This window comes from Sphingobium xenophagum NBRC 107872 (assembly GCF_000367345.1).
Classification (GTDB): domain Bacteria; phylum Pseudomonadota; class Alphaproteobacteria; order Sphingomonadales; family Sphingomonadaceae; genus Sphingobium; species Sphingobium xenophagum.
Genome location: NZ_BARE01000001.1, coordinates 12,493 through 31,177, shown reverse-complemented (window position 1 = coordinate 31,177; position 18,685 = coordinate 12,493). Strand labels below are relative to the sequence as shown.

Sequence of the window (18,685 nt, the reverse complement as noted above, 5' to 3'; positions counted from 1 at the left end):
ATGGCTTACCAAACCGTAACCATGGCCCGCATGGATTCGCCCCGCTTCACCACGCCATCCTTTGACCGCCGCGCCTGGCCGATGGGCGGGCGGCTGGACTATTGGAGCGCGCCCGACGGCTGGCCGATCCGTCGCTATCAACTGGGCGATGGAACGCGGGGCCGGATGCTGGTGCTGGGCGGGCGCGGCGACATGATCGAAAAATATCTGGAGGTGGTCCACCATTGGGCCGAACGCGGATGGGCGGTCACTACATTCGACTGGCGCGGGCAGGGAGGGTCAGGTCGGCTGACCGACGATCCGATGACTGGCCATATCGGCGATTTTGCCGACTGGATCACGGACCTGAAGGCGCTGGCGGCGGACTGGCGCGTGGAGGGAGACGGGCCATATGCGATGGTGGCGCACAGCATGGGCGGGCATTTGCTGCTGCGCGCTCTGGCCGAAGGGATGCCAGCGCCTGATGCGGCGGTGACGGTCGCGCCGATGCTGGACGTGCATAGCGCGCCCTTGCCGCGATGGCTGGCCGTGGCCGTGGCGCGGGCGATGCTGTGCCTGGGCCAGGGTGCGCGGCAGGCCTGGACGCAGAAGGAAGGGTCCGAACGGCAGCGACGGATACGGCAGAAGCGGCTGACCCATGACCCGGACCGCTATGCCGACGAACTATGGTGGCGTGACCATAGCCGTGACATTGCGCTGGGGCCGCCAAGCTGGACCTGGGTCAGTCAGGCGCTGGAATCGACGCGGGCATTGGCGGAGAGTGATGCATTGGCGCGGCTTGCCGTGCCGCTGCTGATATTGGCGACTCGCGCTGACCAACTGGTGTCCACCCCGGCGATCCGCCGCGTCGCCGCGCGGATTCCCGGCGCGCGACTGCATGTCTATGGGCGAGAGGCCGCGCATGAGATATTGCGCGAACTCGATCCTGTCCGGCTGGACGCGCTGCGGCGGATCGACGCCTTTCTGGACGAGATGGCGGCGTGAGCCATCCCGATATCGTTATTGTGGGCGGTGGCATGGCCGGGGCCAGCCTGGGCGCGGAACTGGCGGGAGAGGCGCGTGTCCTGCTGCTGGAGATGGAGGATCGGGCCGGCTACCACGCCACTGGCCGATCCGTGGCGTTCTGGGAAGAAACCTATGGCGGCGCGGCGGTACAGCCTTTGACGACCGCGTCGGGGCCGTTGCTGAGCGTTCCGAAACCTGATTTTCATGACGGGAGCTTCCTGTCGCCGCGGCGCACATTGCATGTCGGACGGGCCGGGGATGAAGGGCATCGCGATGCGCTGATGGCGGAATTTGCGGGCAAGGTGGTGCTGGAGCCTGTCGATCCTGCCGCGCTGGTGCCGGGGTTGCGGCCGGACTGGACCATGGGCGTCATGGAGGCGAGTTGTCAGGATATTGACGTGGCTGCGCTGCATCAGGCCTATTTGCGCCAGTTCCGGCGGCGCGGCGGCGAAGTGCGGCTGGCGACGCGGCTATGTGCGGCGCGCGCCGTGGGTGGTGGCTGGCAGGTGGAGACGCCGGACGGGGTGATCGCCTGCGCGATCCTGATCAATGCGGCGGGGGCATGGGCGGACAATGTGGCGCGCGCCAGTGGCGTCGCGCCGATCGGCTTGACCCCGTTGCGGCGGACGGTGGTGCAATTGGGCGTGCCATCCATGCCATCGCCCGACCTGCCGCTGATCATGGATCTGGCCGGGCAATTCTATTTCAAGCCGGAAGGGCAGGGGCGCGTCTGGCTGACCCCGCATGACGAGGCGCCGTCGCCCCCGTGCGACGCTGCGCCTGAAGAACTGGCGGTGGCGGAAGCGATCGCGCGGTTCGAAAAGGCGGTCGACTGGCCGATCGCGCGGGTCGAGCATGTCTGGGCGGGCCTGCGCAGCTTCGCGCCCGATCGTGCCCCGGTATATGGGTTCGACCCGGATAGGCCGGGCTTTTTCTGGTTCGCCGGGCAGGGCGGTTTCGGCATCCAGACCGCGCCCGCCGCCGCGTTGCTGGCGGCCGCCCGGCTGCGCGGGGAAGCCCCGCCGGAAAGCGTTGCAGGCATTGATGCGGATGCCTATTCTCCGACCCGGTTTCGCTGACGAAACGAATCTGGAGAACGGTACATGGCGCACAAGTTCGTGATCGAGAAGAACAAGGCCGGCGAGTTTGTCGCCAAGTTCAAATATAATAGCGAAACGATCTTCTGGACCGAAGGCTATAGCAGCAAGGCCGGCGCGAAAAACGCGATCGAGTCCGTGCTGAAGAACGGGCCGGGCGCGCCGGTCGAAGAGGCGGAATAAGGCGGCTATAAATCCGGCATCAAAAATTCTCCCCTGCAAGGGGAGGCGAATTGCACATGACCTTTCGCGGCATCTCTCCGTCATGCTGAATTTATTTCAGCATCCATTTCTCGTATCAAGCGGCGGTTTTTGGGCACGATGGATCCTGAAATAAATTCAGGATGACGTCGGGGAATAACGAAAAGTCATATGCAGTTTCCCGCCCCTGCAAGGGGAGGATGAGATTTGGTCATCGCGCCAATATCCGGTCTGTAACTGGCACGACCGCAACAAAAAAGCCGCCCGTTACGGGGCGGCTTTTCTGTTTGATCTCTTCCGAAAGCTCAGGCTTCTTCTTCGGCCGGGGCTTCTTCGGTGAGCGCGGCGAGATCGCCGGGTTCAGCGTTGGGATCATAATCTTCGGTGAAGCCGGCTTCGTCCTTTTCGAACAGGTCGGCCATGACGTCGACGCCCTGGCTTTGCAGGTCGGCCTCTTCAGGCGAACGCGCCACGTTCACCTTGATGGTGACGGCGACTTCGGGGTGCAGCGCGACCTTGACGTCGAACACGCCGAGCGTCTTGATCGGGCGTTCCAGAACGACCATCGCCTTGGTGACGTTGGTGATGCCCTGGGCCTGCAGCGCTTCGATGATGTCGCGAACCGCAACCGAACCATAGAGCGCGCCAGCGTTGGACGACTGGCGGATCAGGATGATCTGCGTGCCATCGACGTTGCCGGCGGCTGCTTCGGCGTCCGAACGGCGAGCGGCGTTGTCGGCCTCGATCTTGGCGCGGTTGGCTTCGAACAGCTTCTTGTTGGCGCTGTTGGAACGCAGCGCCTTCTTGTTGGGCAGCAGGAAGTTGCGGGCGTAGCCGTCCTTGACGGTTACGACGTCGCCGATGGCGCCGAGCTTCTCGACACGTTCGAGCAGAATGATTTCCATGGGGCTTACTCCCTTACTTCACGATGTAGGGCAGCAGGCCCAGATGACGGGCGCGCTTGATGGCCTGGGACAGTTCGCGCTGCTTCTTGGCCGAAACGGCCGTGATGCGGCTGGGGACGATCTTGCCGCGTTCGGACACGAAGCCCTGGAGCAGACGAACGTCCTTATAGTCAATCTTCGGCGCATCCTTCGCAGCGAAGGGGCAGCTCTTGCGGCGGCGGAAAAATGGGCGTGCCATGATCTAGATCTCCTTATTCGCCAGCGGCTTCTTCGCGGCGCGGGCCACGGTCGCCACGATCTTCGCGCGGACCACGATCGCCGCGGTCACCACGGGGGCCGCGATCGCCACGGTCGGGGCGGTCCTGCTTGCGCATCATGACCGACTGGCCAGCTTCCAGCTCATCGACCTTGACGGTCATGTAGCGGATGATGTCTTCGTTGATCTGCGTCTGGCGCTCCAGTTCCGCGATCACGCCGCCGGGGGCGTCGATGTTCAGCATCACATAGTGAGCCTTGCGGTTCTTGGCGATCTTGTAGGCGAGCGAACGCAGGCCCCAAGTTTCGATCTTGGTAACCTTGCCGTTATTTTCTTCCACGATCTTGGTGGCGTTTTCCGCCAGAGCGTCCACCTGCGCCTGTGCCAGATCCTGGCGCGCAAGGAACACATGCTCGTAAAGAGCCATGATGCTACCTTCTTCTGTTGGCCGATTGCTGACGCCCACCCCATGTGGAACGCCCCTCCGGCTATCGTCTTTCATGCTCCGCAAGCGGGCCGAGTCACCTCTGGTCCGATGCGAAGGCGCGCCTATGGGGCAAAGGCGGGGGAAAGGCAAGGGTGGAGGCAGATAAACACGATCCGTTCGGGCTGAGCTTGTCGAAGCCTTGTCCTTTCTTCTATCCCCGTAGAGAAGAACGACAGCACTTCGACAGGCTCAGTGCGAACGGTTGAGAGGTTAGCTTATGGCGGTCGGAATTGCAGCACTATCCCTGATCCTGCTGATGATCGCCGCCTATCGGGGGATGAGCGTCATCATCATGGCGCCATTGCTGGCGATGCTGGCGGTGTTGCTGACCGATCCCGCGGCTGTCCCCGCCGCCTTTTCCGGGCTGTTCATGGAAAAGGTGGCGAGTTTCCTCAAACTCTATTTTCCCGTGTTTCTGCTGGGCGCCTTGTTCGGCAAGCTGGTCGAGATTTCCGGCTTTTCCCGCGCGATCGTGACGGCGGTGATCGGCATTGTCGGGGCGGGGCGGGCGATTCCGGCGATCATGGCGGTCACCGCGCTGCTGACCTATGGCGGGGTGTCGGTGTTCGTCGCGGTGTTCGCCGTCTATCCCTTCGCCGCCGAAATGTTCCGCCGGGCTGACATCCCCAAGCGGCTGGTCCCGGCGACGATCGGGCTGGGGGCGATCACTTTCACCATGGATGCGCTGCCCGGCACGCCGCAGATCCAGAATATCATTCCGACCAGCTTTTTTGGCACAACCTCCTGGGCCGCGCCGGTGCTGGGGCTGATCGGGTCGGCCTGTATCGCGGCGATGGGGCTGACATATCTGGGCTGGCGGCGGCGCGCGATGATGGCGGCGGGGGAGGGCTATGGCGCGCCGGAAACGCTGGTGAACGAGCCGGAGCCGGTGGACGCTTCGGTCACGGTGCATCCGCTGGTGGCGCTGCTCCCGTTGCTGATCGTGGGGGTCGGCAATCTGCTGCTGACCATGGCGATCCCGCGCTGGGTGAGCGGTGACGTCATCACCCTGTCGCTGGTCGGCATGGCCGATCCGGTCGAGGTCAAGGTGGCGCAGGTGTCGGCGCTCTGGGCCGTCGAGGGCGCGTTGCTGATGGGCATCGCAACGATATTGGCGTTTGCCTATCGGACGGTGGCGAAGCGTTTTGCCGAAGGATCGAAGGCGGCGGTCGGCGGCGCCCTGCTGGCGGGGATGAACACGGCGGTCGAATATGGTTTTGGCGCAGTGATCGCGGCGCTGCCTGGTTTCCTGATCGTCAAGGAAGCCTTGCGCGCCATCCCCGATCCCCTGATCAACGAAGCGATTACCGTCACGTCTCTGGCGGGGATTACCGGGTCGGCGTCCGGCGGACTGTCGATCGCGCTGGCGGCGATGGCGGACCAGTTCATCGCTGCGGGCGATGCCGCGGGCATATCGCGCGAAGTGCTGCACAGGGTCGCGTCGATGGCATCGGGGGGCATGGACAGCCTGCCGCACAATGGCGCGGTCATCACCTTGCTGGCGGTGACGGGCCTGACCCATAGGCAGGCCTATAAGGATATTTTCGCGCTGACGCTGATCAAGACGGTGACGGTGTTCATCGTCATTGCGGTCTATTATCTGACCGGACTGGTCTGAACGGACTGGTCTGGCGGGGTCAGGCGGCCGGGCGATGCAGTTCGGCCGATCCCAGGAAATGGGCGCTGGTCGATGGCCCGGCGCTCGTCAGCAAGGCGGCGACCACATCCTTCAGGCTGTCGGACGGGTGGCAAGGGTCATCATAGGCCATGGCCCATTGCCCAAATTCGCGCGCCACGATCGCGCCCTCGCGCAGCTTGACCACGCCGCGATGACGGCTGTCGTCATAGATGCGGGCAAAAATGCGTTCTACCGCGTCCTTTGGACCTTCCAGTACCTGAAGGAAGCGGCGCGAGTTGAACAATAGCAGGCCGGTCACATCGTCCCGCCGATTGCGGATGGCGGCTTCGCGCGCGATGGTGGCGCAGTCGTCGGGCGTTACCGTCCCGGTGACGGTGCTGATGTACATGATCTGATATAATGACATGGCCGTTCCCGATCCGCCCTCACCCTGGGACTTGTGCCGGGCAAGCCGTTAATTTGGGGTATTTAACCTGTGTCAGGGAAAGCGGGCACGCAAAAATGCCCCAGGGGAGGAGAGATCCCTGGGGCATGAAGGGGATGGATTGGCTTAGCGGATCGCGTTGCCGATGACCGCGCCGATCAGGCCGCTGGTGATGGCGATCAGCACCGCGTCGTTACCCGACTGGACCCACTGATAGCCGCGCGGCGGGGCGTTCAGGCGATAGCCGCGATAATTGTTGATGACGCGATAGTTGGTCGCCTGGCGCCGGTCGAAACGCTGGCCCTTCGCCCAGCGATGGTGCGAGGCGGCGTAGCGGTTGTTGCGCACATCCTTGCGAACGACCGTCCGCTGCTTGACCACGGTGCGGCCATTGGGCTTCTGCTTGACGACCGTGCGGGTCTGTTCCTGACGATGCGGCTGGCCATAGGCCTGCGCCTGTGCCTGGCTGCTGATGATCGGGCTGGCGACCAGGGTGGTGGTGGCCAGCGTCATGAGGATCTTCTTGAACATGTCTTGCTCCTTTGCCGTGTTCGGGCGCCCTCTGCGGCGTCGAGAACAGAGATAGGCGGGGCTTGTCGCAGCCATGTGTCGCGGAAGGGCAAAGAGTGTCGGAAATTGTAACAGATTAAGATTAAAGATGAATGTCTGTTCATCTTTGCAGCCCGCGGCGCCCCTTTTACGGGTGGGCGCCGGTCGGGCCGGTCCGCGCTATTCGTGGCGCAGCGCGTCGATGGGGTTGAGCGCAGCGGCGCGGCGGGCAGGGAAATAGCCGAACACCACGCCAATGACGGCGGAAAAGACGAAGGCGATCAGATTGACCTTCACGTCGAACATGAAGGGCACCTGCATCAGCGGCGCTATTGACCAGGAGGCGATGAGGGCGAGGAAGAGGCCGATCACCCCGCCAAGGCAGGACAGCACGATCGCTTCGACCAGAAACTGCATCAGCACTTCGCCCGCGACCGCCCCGATGGCGAGGCGGATGCCGATTTCGCGGGTGCGCTCGGTGACGGAGACCAGCATGATGTTCATGATGCCGATACCGCCGACCAGCAGGGATATGGCCGCCACAGCGCCAACAATTTGCGTGAGGATGGTGGTGGTGCCGGTCAGCGTGTCGCTGATCTGTTTGGTGTCGAATACGTTGAAATTATCTTCGCTGCCCGCCTTGATCTGGCGTCGTTCGCGCATCAGGTCTTCCAGGCTGTTCTGTACGGTGGACGTGTCATAGGCATCGTCCACCGCGATCATGATCTGGCTGATGTCGCGATTGCCGGTGAAGCGGCGCTGCACGAATTTGATCGGCATGACGACGACGTCGTCCTGATCGCCAAAGCCGCCCTGACCGCGCGTCGCAAGCGCGCCGATCACCTGGCAGGACACGCCCTTGATCCGCATCCGCTGGCCGATGGGATCGGCATTCTGGAACAGGTTGGTGCGTACCGTATTGCCAATGATGCAGACCGGGCGACCGGCTTGTTCCTCTTCCGGCATGAACAGCCGGCCGCTGGTCAGCTTCCAGCTTTGCACCTCGAAATAGGCGGCAGTGGTGCCATAGATGGTGGTGGACCAGTTATTGCCTTCATAAATGGCGGTGCCGCTCGACTGGGCCATGGGCGCAACCGCGCGAACGCCGGTCAGCTGGTTTTCGATCGCGGTCAGATCGGCTGGCTTGAAGTCGGGCGGGCGCGGCCCGCCGCCGCCGCGGCCAAAGCCCTGGCCGGGGCGCAATTGCAGCACATTGGCGCCCAGCGAACTAATCTGTTCGCGCACGGCCGCGGTCGCGCCATTGCCCAGAGTCACCATGGTGACGACGGCGGCGACACCGATGATGATGCCCAGCGTCGTCAGGAAGCTGCGCAGCTTGTGCCGGTTGATCGCCCGGAAGGCGAGGATGACGGTGGTGCCTAGCATGACGATCCTTTCCTCTCCCCAGCGGGGCGAGGGATGCGGAGACTTGGCAGCTTGCTGCCTAGTCGTAGCTGGGAGAGGGGAAGAGCCAAAGGCTGCGTCCGGCCCCCTCTTCCAACTTCGCCTAACCCGCTGCGCGGGCAAGGCTGTGTATCCTTCTCCCCCCGGGGAGAAGGTTTGACCTGTGCGCAACTCACGCCGCCAGCCCCTTTTCGATCCGTTCGACCAGCCCGTCGCGAAAATGCACGATGGTCCGGGCAAAGGCCGCCATGTCGGGTTCGTGGGTCACCATCAGTACGGTGATACCGCTGTTCCGGTTGAGATCGGTCAGCAATTCCATGATTTCGACCGATCGTTCGGAATCGAGATTGCCGGTCGGTTCGTCGGCCAGCAGCACGTCGGGACTGGTGACGATGGCACGGGCGATGGCGACGCGCTGTTGCTGGCCGCCGGACAGTTCGGCGGGTGTATGATCCCACCATTGTTTGAGGCCGACCTTGTCGAGCGCGGCCATCCCCAGTTCGTAACGGGTCTTTTTGTCCTCGCCACGATAGAGCAGGGGCAGTTCGACATTTTCGAGCGCGCTGGTGCGGGACAGCAGGTTGAACCCCTGAAACACGAAGCCGAGATAGCGGCGGCGGAGCAGCGCGCGCTGATCGCGGTCGAGCCTTTCGACATGATGGCCCTTGAACAGGAATTCGCCGCCCGATGGCACGTCGAGGCAGCCAAGGATGTTCATCGTCGTCGATTTGCCGGAACCGGACGGCCCCATGACCGCGACAAAATCGCCCTGCGCGATGTCGAGGTCGATGCCCTTCAACGCCTGAAATTCGGTCGCACCGCTGCCGTAGATTTTGGTGACGCCGCGCAGGGTGATGATGGGGTCCGCAGGCATGGCGATCAGGGCTTGGCCGTCACGGGGGCGGTTTGCGGCGCGGCGTCTCCCGAATTGCCGAGCTTGCCCACGGTCGCGGGCGTGCCGTCGGTTGCCGGGTTGCGCGGCGCGCTGTCCTTGCGTGGCGCGCGCTGGTCCGCGCCGGTGCGCGCCTGATCTTCGGCTGGCGGTTCCTGGCCCGCCGCCAATTGCCCGGTAATGACGCGCATGCCCGGTTTCAGGTCGCCCCCGGTGATGACGGTGCGCGACCCGTCGCTGGCGCCGACGACGACCTGTATCGCCTTAGGCTTGCCGTCTTCGCCCACGACATAGACAGTCTGGCTGCTGCCCGCGCCGAAGCTGACTTCGCGGGTGGGGCGATTGCCGCGGCGGCGGGGGATGAGCGTGCTGGTGATGCCGCCACCCCGGCCTGCGCCCGCGCTTGGCTTGAAACGCAATGCGGCGTTGGGGACGAGCAGCACGTTGCGCAATTCCTGCGTCACGATGTCGGCGGTTGCCGTCATGCCTGGGCGCAGCGTTTCATCGCTGTTGTTGACGCTCAGCACGGCTGTGTAGGCGACGACGGTGCCGGACGAGCTGCTGGCCGTGCTGGTCGTGGATGACGACGCGGTGCTGGCGCTGTTCGACCCGACATTGACCCGCGTGACCTTCGCCGGGAAATTGCGGCCGGGGAAAGCGTCGACCGCGAAGGTCGCACTCTGGCCTTCCTTCACCTGACCCACATCAGCCTCATCGACCGAGACTTCGACCTCCATCTGGGTCAGGTCTTCGGCCAGGGTGAAGAGGACCGGGGCGTTGAGCGAGGCGGCGACGGTCTGGCCCGGTTCGATGTCGCGCGACAGGACGACTCCGTTCACCGGCGACACGATCTGGGCGATGGTCAGGTTGGTCTGCGCCGACGACAGCTGCGCGCGGGAGACATCCACCTGCGCCAGCGTCGATCGCAGCGTGGCCAGCGCGCCCTCATAATTGGCGCGGGCTGAATCGATTTCGGTTTTCGCGGGCACCTTGCCGCCCGACAGCTGGAACACGTTAAGCTGACGGTCCAGCGTCGCCTTGGCCAGGGCGACCTGCGCCTGCGCCTGCGAGACCTGCGCCTGCGCCGCCGCGACTTGCGCCCGGTTCTGGTTCACCGCGTCCACCAGACGCCGCGTATCGAGTTCGGCGAGACGCTGGCCCTTCACGACCCGGTCATTCACATCGACATAGACGGCGGTGATCTTGCCCGATTGTTCCGACCCGACATCGACCTGATTGACGGGACGCAGATTGCCGGTGGCCGAAACGCTGACGGTCAGGTCGCCCTGGCGCACTTCGCGCGTCGCATAGCTGGGCTGATCCTCGCCCGCGAAACAACGGCTGACAAGCAGCACGATCAGCAGCAGGCCGACGCCGATCGCACCGCGCACGGCCCATTTGCGCCATGGCCTGGCAGGCTTTGCCCCCAGAAATTCGTCCAGCGCCGGATCGGTGGTGGTGTCATTGCTCATCAGGGGCGGCTTTCCATGCTCTGCCAGCCGCCGCCCAGCGCATTGTAGAGCTGGGCGAGGGCAAGGATTTCGTCCGATTGCGCGCCAGCCAGGCTGTTGCGCGCATTCAAAAGGGTGGATTCGCTGTTGGACAAGGTCTGGAAGTCGGTGAGGCCCGCCTGATACTGGCTGCGCGCCAGGATCGCGGCATTGTTCGACGCGTCATAGGCGGTGGCGAACTCCGCCTTGCGCAGCCGTGCACTGCTGAGCGCCGCCATCGCATTTTCGACATCCTCCAGCGCGCCAAGCACGCTTTGCTTGTATGCTGCGAACGCGCCATCGGTCACCGCCTTCTGCGCCCGCACCTGGGAGGCGAGGCGGCCGCCGTCGAAAATGGTCTGCGCGACATTGGCGAACACGCCGCCCGTGATCAGGCTGAACAGATCTTTGAACGCGTTGGAGGTGGTGCCGATATTGCCGTTGATGCCAAGCGAGGGATACAGCCGCGCCTGCGCCACGCCGATCCGCGCGGTAGCGGCGGCGAGCGTGCGTTCGGCGCTGCGCACGTCGGGCCGCTGGCGCAGCGTGTCGGCGGGAATGCCGGTGGCGATGTCGATCGCGGCGGTCGGAATGGGCGCGGGCGTTTCAAGCGCGCGGGTGGTGGCGCCCGGCGCCTGCCCGGTCAGCACCGCGATGCGATTGAGGCTGCCGCGCAGGCTGGCTTCGATCTGCGGGATCGACGCGCTGGTCTGCGCCAGTTGCGCGCGCGCCTGCTGCTCGTCGAGCGAGGAGACGAGGCCCGCCTGCAACCGCCAGCGGGCAATGTCATAATTGTCCTGCTGCACCTGCCGACTGTCGCGGGCGATGCGCAGCTGTTCCTGCGCCAGCCGCGCCTGCACATAATTCGTCACCAGTTCGGAAATGATCGTCATCCGCACCGTTGCCAGGTCATAGCCCGATGCCGCCAGGTCCGCGCGCGCCGCTTGCGCACTGCGCGACAGTTCGCCGAACAGGTCGATCTGCCAACTGGCGTTCGCACCGGCCGAATAGCTGCTCGACCAGTTGCTGGACCCCAGGCTGATGACATTGCCGCTGCTGTCGGTGCGGGTGCCGCCTGCCTGACTGCGGTAATTCTTGCCGCCGCTGGCCGATCCGCTGAGTTGAGGCAGGAAGGACGCATTGGCCTGGACCAGCGATTCCCGCGCCTGCCGCAACCGGGCCTGCGCCTGCACTATGTCGAGATTGGCGGTGACGGCGGTATCGATCAGCTTGGACAAGGCAGGATCGTTCAGGCGTGTCCACCATTGGGCGAGGTCCGCGTCGTTGACGGGAGCGCCGCTGCCCTGATCATAGGTGGCGGGGATGCCGAGCGCGGCAGGTTGCGGCGCGCGATAGTCCGGTCCCGCCGCGCAGGCGGAGAGGGCAAGCGCCGTTCCCGTGATCCAGACAATGCGATATCGCACCTTTTCCTAGCACTCCGTCATCGTTAAAGGGGCCGTCGTCAGTCCCCCGTGAAGGGGGCAGGGTGTCGTATGCCTGCCTGCCGCAGACATGTGTATGCCTCAATGCTATTTATGTCACAAAGTGTAACACCATTGGAATTACGCGCTTTTTTACAGCGCTTGGGTCAGGGGATGATGAATGCGGGCTTTTCTATTTCCGGGGCAGGGCAGCCAGTCGGTCGGCATGGGCAAGGCGTTGGCCGATGCCAGCCCTGCCGCGCTTGAGCTGTTTCAGGAAGTCGATGACGCGCTGTCGCAGCATTTGTTCCGCATCATGGTCGAAGGTCCGGAAAGCGACCTGACCCTTACCGAAAACGCCCAGCCCGCGATCATGGCCAACGCGCTTGCAACGCTGCGGGTGATGCAGCGGGAGGGCGGCTTTTCGCTGAGCGACAAGGGCGATTATGTCGCGGGGCACAGTCTGGGCGAATATAGCGCGCTGTGCGCGGCGGAGGCGTTCGACATCGGCACCACCGCGCGGCTGCTCAAGCTGCGCGGTCAGGCCATGCAGGCGGCCGTGCCGGTGGGCGAAGGCGCGATGGCCGCGTTGCTGGGGGCGGATATGGAAAAGGCGCAGGCTCTGGCGGACGCTGCGGCGCAGGGTGAGGTCTGCACCGTCGCCAATGACAATGATCCCTCGCAGGTGGTCATTTCCGGTCATCGTGGCGCGATCGAGCGGGCGGTGGCGATGGTCAAGGATCATGGCATTAAGCGCGGTGTGCTGCTGCCGGTATCCGCGCCCTTCCACTGCCCGCTGATGCAGCCGGCGGCCGACGCCATGCAGGACGCGCTGGCCGGGGCGGTGATCAACGCGCCGCTGCTGCCGGTCTATGCCAATGTGCTGGCCGCGCCGATCGCCGACCCGGACGAGATTCGCGCGCGGCTGGTCGAGCAGGCGACGGGCCGGGTGCGCTGGCGCGAATCCGTTGCCGCCATGTGGGAAGCGGGCGTCACCGAATTTGTCGAACTGGGCGGCAAGGTGCTGGGACCGATGGTCAAGCGCATCGCACCGGACGCGACCGTGCGCAGCGTCGTGACGATGGATGACATAGAGGCCGCGCTGGCATCGCTATGAGCGCGGTCCTCACCCAGCGTGACGGGCCGGTGCTGACGGTCACGCTGAACCAGCCCGACCGGCGCAACCCGATTTCCGACCCGATGATGATCGACGCGCTGTGCGATCTGTTCGAAGCGGCGGATCGCGACATTTCCATCCATGTCGCGATCCTGACCGGGGCGGGAAGTGCCTTTTCGTCGGGCGGAGACCTGAACGCGATGCGGCCTGACGCTGGCGGACTGCGCGCCGAACTGCCCGCGCAGACGCGGCGCAACTATCGCGCGGGCATCCAGCGCTTGCCCCTGCTGTTTCAGGCGATCGAACTGCCGGTGATCGCGGCGGTCAACGGCCCGGCGATCGGCGCTGGACTGGACCTGGCCTGCATGTGCGACGTGCGGATTGCTGGCCAGTCGGCGCGTTTTGCCGAAAGCTTCGTGAAACTCGGCCTGGTGTCCGGCGATGGCGGCGCATGGTTGCTGCCACGCATTGTGGGCATTTCCAAGGCATCGCAATTGTCGTTGACGGGCGAGATGATCGACGCCGCCGAAGCATTGCGCATCGGCCTGGTGAGCGATGTGGTGCCGGACGAGGATTTGATGGCGACCGCGCGCCGACAGGCCGACGCCATCGCCGCCAATCCGCCCCATGCGACCCGCATGACCAAGCGCCTGCTGCGCGCGGCGCAGACGGCGGAGCTTTCACATATATTGGAAATGGCAGGCGCTATGCAGGCGCTGGCCCATGCGACGGCGGATCATGACGAGGCAATCGACGCCTTCTTCGACCGCCGCCCGCCGACATTCAAGGGAGACTGACATGTTCGATCTGACAGGCATGACCGCGCTGGTGACCGGGGCTTCGGGGGGGATTGGCTCTTCCATTGCCAAGGCGCTCGCCGCGCAGGGGGCGACGCTCGCGCTTTCGGGCAGCAATGAGGATAAGCTCAAGGCGTTTGCGGCGGAACTGGGCGGCGATCACAAAACGATCGTCTGCAACCTCAGCGACCCGGCATCGGTCGATGCGCTGGTGCCGCAGGCAGTGGAAGCGTTGGGCGGCAAGATCGACATTCTGGTCAACAATGCCGGTGTCACCCGCGACAACCTCATCCTGCGGATGAAGGATGAGGAATGGTCGAGCGTGATCGCGATCAATCTGGAGGCCGCTTTCCGCCTCTGCCGCGCGGCGGCCAAGCCGATGATGAAGGCGCGCTTTGGCCGCATCATTTCGATCACGTCGGTCGTCGGCGTCACCGGCAATCCGGGCCAGTCCAACTATTGCGCGTCGAAGGCGGGCATTATCGGCATGTCCAAGTCGCTGGGTCAGGAACTGGCCAGCCGCGGCATCACCGTCAACTGCGTCGCGCCGGGCTTCATCCGGTCAGCGATGACCGACGCGCTCAATGATGCGCAGAAGGGCGCGATCCTCCAGAAGATACCGGCGGGCGATCTGGGCGATGGCGACGATATCGGCGCGGCCGTGGTCTATCTGGCTAGCCGTGAGGCGGGCTACGTTAATGGACAAACTCTTCACGTGAACGGCGGAATGGCCATGATCTGACGTTTGCGAGCGCGCCGTCCAGCAGGATGGCGCGCCGCGTTGCCAGAGCCAGCACGGCGATGGCGGCGATCAGGTCGACCGGGATCAGCGTCATTTCAGAGACGGCCCGGCCAAACAGCGGTGCGATCCAGGCATAGGCCAGCCATGTCGGCTCCCAGCGCAGCGTGCCGCGCTTGGCCATGTCCGCCATCATGAAGGCGATGGCCACGCCCAGCAGCACGAAATCATAATCCAGCACATAGGGTGTGCAAAGCAATGCCGCGCTCAGCGCAGCCGCGCCGCGCACCGCCATAGAGCCGCGTCGGGCCACCAGCGCCGCCGCCGCGATCGCGAGGGCGGAGACGATGGCTTGCACGACATAAGCGGCCGGGATCGACCCGCCCCACTGGCGCACGGCGGCGAACGGGCTCTGGATCTTTTCCCAGCCCGTCGCGCCTGCCTCTATGATGATGTGGCGTGTCAGCGGCAGGGACTCGATGAAGGCGTGCCATACCGGCCACCCCCATATCGCCAGCGTCAGCAGGCACAGGGCCGTCGTGGTCAACCCCGCGGACAGGAAGGCGCGCAGATTGCCGCGCGCCAGGATCAGCACGGGGATCAGCACGGCAAATTGCGGCTTGTAGACCAGCGCGCCGAGCAGCATCCCCGCGATCCATGGCCGCCGATCCAGCAGCAGCATCCCGCCGCCAAGCAGGCTGGCGGTCAGAAAGGCGTTCTGCCCATGGCCCAGGCACACCAGCACCACCGGCGCGCCCAGCGCGACCAGCACCGCGTCGCGATCATCGGGCAGGATGCGCCGCACCAGCGTCACGCACAAGGTCAGGCTCAAGCCCTGCCAGATCAGCAGCGCCGCGACATAGGGAAATTGCGCCAGCAGCGTGGCGATGATCAGGAAGGGCGGGGGATAGTGCCAGCCGTAAAAGGGGATGGCGTCATCATGATGCACCTTTTTTTGTACCGCGTGCTGGGTTGGCCAGTCCCACGCCTCTGGCGCGCGGCCCTGATCGGCCATCTGCCCGGCGGTCCAGACGTTGGAAAAGTCGGTCCCCAGCGGCCGCCCCAGCGAATCCACCGTGCCATGGGCGGTCGCAAACAGGGTGCAAAGGCCGATGATCGTGGCGGCCAGAACCAGCGCCGCCGTCAGCCGGACGCGCGCGCGCGTAATGAAATGGTCGGGAGCTGACGGCATGATCATGGCCCAATCCCTCCCACAAGCCGCTGAAATTTTGGTAAATGAAGCGTTGCCAGGGCGCGATGAGCACGAATTTATTGCGGAATCATGGCCAAGCGCGAATGTGGGGGCTTGGCGGCCTTGCCTCTTGCCTGTATCGGCGCTTGGCACTAGGGCTGCCTTAACAGTTATTCAGACCCACTAACGATACCAGTCAAGAAGGACCACTCATGAGTGAGACCGCGGATCGCGTAAAGAAAATCGTCGTCGAGCATCTGGGCGTTGAAGCCGAAAAGGTGACCGAGGATGCCAGCTTCATCGACGATCTGGGCGCTGACAGCCTCGACATCGTTGAGCTGGTCATGGCGTTCGAAGAAGAATTCGGCGTCGAAATCCCGGACGATGCGGCTGAGAAGATCGGCACCGTCAAGGATGCGATCGACTATATCGACAGCAAGCAGTAAGGCGTCTTGCGGCTTGCCCCCACGGGGCGGCGGGCCGGTAATGCGTTGAGAGAAATGGCTCCTCCTGTCCGGTGATGCCGGGGTGCGGGGAGCCTTTTCGTATCTGGCGCGTCGTTCACAACTGTCGCAATTGCCGCTACAGGAACGTCAGGCGCCAACAAGGAATTTCGGAGCTAGCATATGCGTCGTGTCGTCGTAACCGGTCTTGGCATGGTGACTCCGCTTGGCGGAAATGTCGAAACCACCTGGAAGAACATCATCGCGTCCAAATCCGGCGCGGCGACGATAACCCGGTTCGACCCGACCGATTATAAGTGCCGCATCGCGTGCGAAGTGAAGCCCAAGGACCATGAATATGGCTTCGACGCCAATCTGGACGTGGACCACAAGGTCCAGCGCCAGGTCGACCTGTTCATCGTGTTCGGCATCGCGGCGGCCAGTGAGGCGCTGCGGGATGCCGGCCTGCTCGACATGAGCGAGGAAGAAAGGCTGCGCGCGGGGTGTTCGATCGGATCGGGCATTGGCGGCCTGCCGGGCATCGAAAGCGAATCGCTGGTGCTGGCGAACAAGGGGCCGGGCCGGGTCAGCCCGCATTTCGTCCATGGCCGCCTGATCAACCTGATCTCCGGCCAGGTCAGCATCAAATATGGCCTGATGGGTCCGAACCATGCCGTCGTCACCGCCTGTTCGACCGGCGCCCATTCGATCGGCGACGCGGCGCGGATGATCGCGATGGACGACGCCGACGTTATGCTGGCGGGCGGCGCGGAAAGCGCGATCTGCCCGATCGGCATCGCTGGCTTCTCGCAGGCGCGCGCGCTCAGCACCGGCTTCAACGACGATCCGACCCGCGCGAGCCGCCCCTATGACGTCAACCGCGACGGTTTCGTCATGGGCGAAGGCGCTGGCGTGGTCGTGCTGGAGGAATATGAACGGGCCAAGGCGCGCGGCGCGAAAATCTATGCCGAAGTGGTAGGCTATGGCCTGTCGGGCGACGCCTATCACGTCACCGCGCCCCATCCCGAAGGCTCCGGCGCGTTCCGCTCCATGGCGATGGCGCTCAAGAAATCGGGCCTCAGCCTTGAAGATATCGACTATGTGAACGCCCATGGCACGTCGACGCCGCTGGGTGACGAGCTGGAACTGGGGGCGGTCCGTCGTCTGTTTGGCGACCAGATCAGCGCCATGTCGATGAGCTCGACCAAATCGGCGATCGGCCATTTGCTGGGCGGCGCGGGCGCGGTGGAAAGCATTTTCTGCATCCTGGCGATGCGCGATGGCATCGTGCCGCCGACGCTGAACCTGGATGAGCCGAGTGAGAGCTGCAAGGGCGTCGATCTGGTTCCCCATGTCGCCAAGCAGCGCAAGGTGCGCGCAGTGCTGAACAATTCGTTCGGCTTTGGCGGCACCAATGCCTCGCTCATCATGAAGGCGCTTTGAGGCGGTCTTGAAATCCTCCCCTTGTAGGCAGGGGAATTGCATCTGACTTTGCGTTATCTCTTCATGACGAAGTAGAATGAGGTGCGTTCCATATGCGATAGTCCTCTCCTCGCAGGAGAGGATTTGGCGGTAGTGGATATTCTCTTGCTGCGGATTGGGCGGTTGTAATGATGGCGAGACGATCCGGCGCAAATCCGATGCAGAAGTTCGGCTGTATCATTCTGCTGATCGGCCTAGCCGTCGCTGCCTTTATCGCCTTCCGCTTCGTCGCGGGCTGGACCGAGCAAGGCCCGGCAAAACAGGATGTCAGCATCGTGGTGCCGGAGGGGGCGACGTTGTCCGACGCGGCGGTGCTGCTCAAGCGGTCGGGCGCGGTGCTGTCCGCAGACGCCTTTCTGACGCGGGCCAAGATATTTGGCGGCAGCAAGTCGATCAAGGCGGGCGAATTCGTCATCCCCGCCGGCGCCAGCAACAGCGACATCCTCTCGATCCTGCAAGGCGGCAAGACGCTGACCCGCCTGATCACCATCCCCGAAGGGATGCCGTCCATCCTGGTGCATGAGCGGCTGATGGCCAACGACCAGCTGACCGGCGACATAAAGGTGCCGGAGGAAGGCAGCGTGCTGCCCGACAGCTATGCCTTCGACAAGGGCGAAAGCCGCGCGGCGGTGCTGGCGCGGATGCAAGCGGCGATGGGCAAGGAACTGGCGAAGCTATGGGCCGAACGGGCGCCGAACACGGTCGCCAAAAGCCCGCGAGAGGCGATCATCCTGGCCAGCATCGTCGAAAAGGAAACTGCCCTGCCGTCCGAACGGCAGATGGTGGCGGGCGTCTACAGCAACCGGCTGCGCACCAACATGATGTTGCAGGCCGACCCCACGATCATCTACCCGATCACGCGCGGCAAGCCGCTGGGCCGCCGCATCCGCAAATCGGAGATTGCGGCGGTCAACGATTACAACACCTATGCGATGGTTGGCCTGCCCAAGGGACCGATCGCCAATCCGGGGCGCCTGTCGATCGCCGCCGTGCTGCATCCGGCGGAGACCAAGGCGCTCTATTTCGTCGCGGATGGCAAGGGCGGGCATATCTTCGCCGATACCTATCAGCAGCATAATGAAAATGTGCGCAAATGGTTTGAGATCAGGCGGTCGAGGGGTGAGCTATAAAGCTGCGCGGTCATC

General features: G+C 64.1%; 20 protein-coding genes. 10 read left to right on the top strand and 10 right to left on the bottom strand.

Annotation, left to right across the window (positions count from 1 at the left end; genetic code table 11):
- Positions 1-21 precede the first annotated feature (21 nt).
- From SX1_RS00175 to SX1_RS23645, 3 genes are read left to right on the top strand one after another with little or no spacing between them, the layout of a single operon-like run.
- Entirely contained in the window at positions 22-984 is a 963-nt protein-coding gene (locus tag SX1_RS00175; RefSeq protein WP_019051437.1) for an alpha/beta fold hydrolase, read from the top strand.
- A complete protein-coding gene (locus tag SX1_RS00170) occupies positions 981-2,084 on the top strand; it encodes an NAD(P)/FAD-dependent oxidoreductase (RefSeq protein WP_019051436.1) in 1,104 nt (367 codons plus the stop codon). The genes SX1_RS00175 and SX1_RS00170 overlap by 4 nt, the downstream gene beginning before the upstream one ends.
- 24 nt (positions 2,085-2,108) lie before the next feature.
- Positions 2,109-2,285 (top strand): YegP family protein, encoded by a 177-nt coding sequence (locus tag SX1_RS23645; protein WP_017182070.1) that lies wholly within the window; start codon positions 2,109-2,111, stop codon positions 2,283-2,285.
- A gap of 323 nt (positions 2,286-2,608) precedes the next feature.
- Here the strand turns inward: SX1_RS23645 and rplI are convergent, their stop codons facing one another.
- From rplI to rpsF, 3 genes are read right to left on the bottom strand one after another with little or no spacing between them, the layout of a single operon-like run.
- Positions 2,609-3,208 (bottom strand): 50S ribosomal protein L9, encoded by a 600-nt coding sequence (gene rplI / locus SX1_RS00160; protein WP_017182071.1) that lies wholly within the window; start codon positions 3,206-3,208, stop codon positions 2,609-2,611.
- Positions 3,209-3,221: 13 nt separating this feature from the next.
- The gene (gene rpsR / locus SX1_RS00155; protein ID WP_006950194.1) at positions 3,222-3,446 is read right to left on the bottom strand and encodes a 30S ribosomal protein S18; all 225 of its coding nucleotides are present in this window, start codon (positions 3,444-3,446) and stop codon (positions 3,222-3,224) included.
- Positions 3,447-3,459: 13 nt separating this feature from the next.
- Entirely contained in the window at positions 3,460-3,891 is a 432-nt protein-coding gene (rpsF, locus tag SX1_RS00150; RefSeq protein ID WP_017182072.1) for a 30S ribosomal protein S6, read from the bottom strand.
- A 277-nt stretch (positions 3,892-4,168) separates the two neighbouring features.
- Between rpsF and SX1_RS00145 the strand changes: the two genes are divergently transcribed.
- Complete coding sequence (locus SX1_RS00145) at positions 4,169-5,569, top strand: GntP family permease (RefSeq protein WP_019051434.1); 1,401 nt, start codon at positions 4,169-4,171, stop codon at positions 5,567-5,569.
- 19 nt (positions 5,570-5,588) lie between these two features.
- Here SX1_RS00145 and SX1_RS00140 read toward each other — a convergent pair whose 3' ends face one another.
- The 6 genes from SX1_RS00140 to SX1_RS00115 form a co-directional block, all read right to left on the bottom strand.
- Complete coding sequence (locus tag SX1_RS00140) at positions 5,589-5,996, bottom strand: BLUF domain-containing protein (RefSeq protein ID WP_255209675.1); 408 nt, start codon at positions 5,994-5,996, stop codon at positions 5,589-5,591.
- A gap of 144 nt (positions 5,997-6,140) precedes the next feature.
- Complete coding sequence (locus SX1_RS00135; RefSeq protein ID WP_017182075.1) at positions 6,141-6,545, bottom strand: RcnB family protein; 405 nt, start codon at positions 6,543-6,545, stop codon at positions 6,141-6,143.
- Positions 6,546-6,743: 198 nt separating this feature from the next.
- Positions 6,744-7,949, bottom strand: coding sequence for an ABC transporter permease (locus SX1_RS00130; protein ID WP_017182076.1), 1,206 nt, complete (start codon positions 7,947-7,949; stop codon positions 6,744-6,746).
- Between the two features lie 190 nt (positions 7,950-8,139).
- The gene (locus SX1_RS00125) at positions 8,140-8,841 is read right to left on the bottom strand and encodes an ABC transporter ATP-binding protein (RefSeq protein WP_017182077.1); all 702 of its coding nucleotides are present in this window, start codon (positions 8,839-8,841) and stop codon (positions 8,140-8,142) included.
- A 5-nt stretch (positions 8,842-8,846) separates the two neighbouring features.
- Complete coding sequence (locus tag SX1_RS00120) at positions 8,847-10,331, bottom strand: efflux RND transporter periplasmic adaptor subunit (protein ID WP_019051431.1); 1,485 nt, start codon at positions 10,329-10,331, stop codon at positions 8,847-8,849.
- Positions 10,331-11,773 (bottom strand): efflux transporter outer membrane subunit, encoded by a 1,443-nt coding sequence (locus SX1_RS00115; RefSeq protein WP_019051430.1) that lies wholly within the window; start codon positions 11,771-11,773, stop codon positions 10,331-10,333. The genes SX1_RS00120 and SX1_RS00115 overlap by 1 nt, the downstream gene beginning before the upstream one ends.
- A 178-nt stretch (positions 11,774-11,951) precedes the next feature.
- Here SX1_RS00115 and fabD point away from each other — a divergent pair, with 178 nt between their 5' ends.
- The 3 genes from fabD to fabG are packed head-to-tail and all read left to right on the top strand — an operon-like array spanning position 11,952 to position 14,426.
- Positions 11,952-12,887 carry an ACP S-malonyltransferase gene (fabD, locus tag SX1_RS00110; protein ID WP_019051429.1) on the top strand — a complete coding sequence of 312 codons (936 nt, stop codon included), beginning with the start codon at positions 11,952-11,954 and terminating at the stop codon, positions 12,885-12,887.
- Entirely contained in the window at positions 12,884-13,684 is an 801-nt protein-coding gene (locus tag SX1_RS00105) for a crotonase/enoyl-CoA hydratase family protein (RefSeq protein ID WP_019051428.1), read from the top strand. The genes fabD and SX1_RS00105 overlap by 4 nt, the downstream gene beginning before the upstream one ends.
- Before the next feature lies 1 nt (position 13,685).
- A complete protein-coding gene (gene fabG / locus SX1_RS00100; protein ID WP_017182082.1) occupies positions 13,686-14,426 on the top strand; it encodes a 3-oxoacyl-[acyl-carrier-protein] reductase in 741 nt (246 codons plus the stop codon).
- On the opposite strand, the gene SX1_RS00095 is transcribed toward fabG, so the two are convergent.
- Positions 14,380-15,621, bottom strand: a complete 1,242-nt coding sequence (locus SX1_RS00095) for a glycosyltransferase family 87 protein (RefSeq protein ID WP_019051427.1) — start codon at positions 15,619-15,621, stop codon at positions 14,380-14,382. The two genes, fabG and SX1_RS00095, sit on opposite strands and share 47 nt — an antisense overlap.
- A 206-nt stretch (positions 15,622-15,827) precedes the next feature.
- Here SX1_RS00095 and SX1_RS00090 point away from each other — a divergent pair, with 206 nt between their 5' ends.
- From SX1_RS00090 to mltG, 3 genes are all read left to right on the top strand, one after another.
- Positions 15,828-16,061 carry an acyl carrier protein gene (locus tag SX1_RS00090; RefSeq protein ID WP_006950224.1) on the top strand — a complete coding sequence of 78 codons (234 nt, stop codon included), beginning with the start codon at positions 15,828-15,830 and terminating at the stop codon, positions 16,059-16,061.
- A 180-nt stretch (positions 16,062-16,241) separates the two neighbouring features.
- Positions 16,242-17,501, top strand: a complete 1,260-nt coding sequence (gene fabF, locus SX1_RS00085) for a beta-ketoacyl-ACP synthase II (RefSeq protein WP_017182084.1) — start codon at positions 16,242-16,244, stop codon at positions 17,499-17,501.
- Positions 17,502-17,698: 197 nt separating this feature from the next.
- Positions 17,699-18,670 carry an endolytic transglycosylase MltG gene (mltG, locus tag SX1_RS00080; RefSeq protein ID WP_019051425.1) on the top strand — a complete coding sequence of 324 codons (972 nt, stop codon included), beginning with the start codon at positions 17,699-17,701 and terminating at the stop codon, positions 18,668-18,670.
- Positions 18,671-18,685: the final 15 nt, after the last annotated feature.